This is a genomic window from Chryseobacterium salipaludis (genome assembly GCF_022968825.1).
GTDB lineage: Bacteria > Bacteroidota > Bacteroidia > Flavobacteriales > Weeksellaceae > Kaistella > Kaistella salipaludis.
This window is the reverse complement of sequence record NZ_JALHKS010000013.1, coordinates 1-2,115: the sequence shown is the minus strand read 5'-3', so window position 1 is coordinate 2,115 and position 2,115 is coordinate 1. Positions and strand designations below refer to the sequence as shown.

The window sequence follows — 2,115 nt, the reverse complement described above, 5'->3', positions numbered from 1 at the left end:
TTCAAATAATGTGCCTATTTTTGCAGAGTCAAAAGGAAACGAGTAGACAGCGAAGGGGTACGATTGAGGAAAAGGGGAAGAAGCGCGGTGTTTCAGAGCTTTCAGGAGCTTTGGGATGCTGAAAAAAAATTCTCACTTTTTTCTTTGTGTAATTAAAAATTGTTTTTATCTTTGCAGTCCCGATTCGGGAAAAGCGAAGGAGCGGTTTTTAAGGTGAAGGTTTTGGGAAAGGAAGTTGAAAAAGGCTTTTAAGTTTTACGAGAAACTTTTTTCAAATTATTTTCAAAAACATTTGCACACAACAAAAACATTTACTACTTTTGCACTCGCAATTCAGGACAACAACGACAGAAGTTTGTTTTGAAAATAAAGCGAAAAGAACAAGAGATCATTGACATACAAATAACAACCAAAAAAGTAAGGAAAAACTAAAGCGTCAAATAACTTTATTTGAGTCATATAAAGGATACAAGCACTACAATGGAGAGTTTGATCCTGGCTCAGGATGAACGCTAGCGGGAGGCCTAACACATGCAAGCCGAGCGGTATTTCTTCTTCGGAAGAGAGAGAGCGGCGTACGGGTGCGTAACACGTGTGCAACCTGCCTTTATCTGGGGAATAGCCTTCCGAAAGGAAGATTAATACCCCATAATATATTGAGTGGCATCATTTAATATTGAAAACTCCGGTGGATAAAGATGGGCACGCGCAAGATTAGATAGTTGGTGAGGTAACGGCTCACCAAGTCTATGATCTTTAGGGGTCCTGAGAGGGAGATCCCCCACACTGGTACTGAGACACGGACCAGACTCCTACGGGAGGCAGCAGTGAGGAATATTGGACAATGGGTGAAAGCCTGATCCAGCCATCCCGCGTGAAGGATGACGGTCCTATGGATTGTAAACTTCTTTTGTACAGGGATAAACCTTCCTACGTGTAGGAAGCTGAAGGTACTGTACGAATAAGCACCGGCTAACTCCGTGCCAGCAGCCGCGGTAATACGGAGGGTGCAAGCGTTATCCGGATTTATTGGGTTTAAAGGGTCCGTAGGCGGGCCGATAAGTCAGTGGTGAAATCTCATAGCTCAACTATGAAACTGCCGTTGATACTGTCGGTCTTGAGTAAATTTGAAGTGGCTGGAATAAGTAGTGTAGCGGTGAAATGCATAGATATTACTTAGAACACCAATTGCGAAGGCAGGTCACTAAGATTTAACTGACGCTGAGGGACGAAAGCGTGGGGAGCGAACAGGATTAGATACCCTGGTAGTCCACGCTGTAAACGATGCTAACTCGTTTTTGGATTTTCGGATTCAGAGACCAAGCGAAAGTGATAAGTTAGCCACCTGGGGAGTACGTTCGCAAGAATGAAACTCAAAGGAATTGACGGGGGCCCGCACAAGCGGTGGATTATGTGGTTTAATTCGATGATACGCGAGGAACCTTACCAAGACTTAAATGGGAATTGACAGGCTTAGAAATAGGCTTTTCTTCGGACAATTTCCAAGGTGCTGCATGGTTGTCGTCAGCTCGTGCCGTGAGGTGTTAGGTTAAGTCCTGCAACGAGCGCAACCCCTGTCACTAGTTGCTACCATTCAGTTGAGGACTCTAGTGAGACTGCCTACGCAAGTAGAGAGGAAGGTGGGGATGACGTCAAATCATCACGGCCCTTACGTCTTGGGCCACACACGTAATACAATGGCCGGTACAGAGGGCAGCTACACAGCGATGTGATGCGAATCTCGAAAGCCGGTCTCAGTTCGGATTGGAGTCTGCAACTCGACTCTATGAAGCTGGAATCGCTAGTAATCGCGCATCAGCCATGGCGCGGTGAATACGTTCCCGGGCCTTGTACACACCGCCCGTCAAGCCATGGAAGCCGGGGGTACCTGAAGTCGGTGACCGTAACAGGAGCTGCCTAGGGTAAAACTGGTAACTAGGGCTAAGTCGTAACAAGGTAGCCGTACCGGAAGGTGCGGCTGGAACATCTCATTTTAGAGACTTTTAGTCAAGAAACATTTTATTAATCCTTTGGCTTTATAATAAAGGATGCTTTAGTTTTTACTTTTTGGTTATTATTTTAACTTATACCCACTAGAAATTAGTAGAAGGGGCG

Annotated in this window: 1 rRNA gene; it reads left to right on the top strand. The window is 45.3% G+C overall.

Annotated elements, in window-relative coordinates:
• The first annotated feature begins 477 nt into the window (after nt 1–477).
• Nucleotides 478–1,994, top strand: a 16S ribosomal RNA gene (locus MVI27_RS11745).
• Nucleotides 1,995–2,115: the final 121 nt, after the last annotated feature.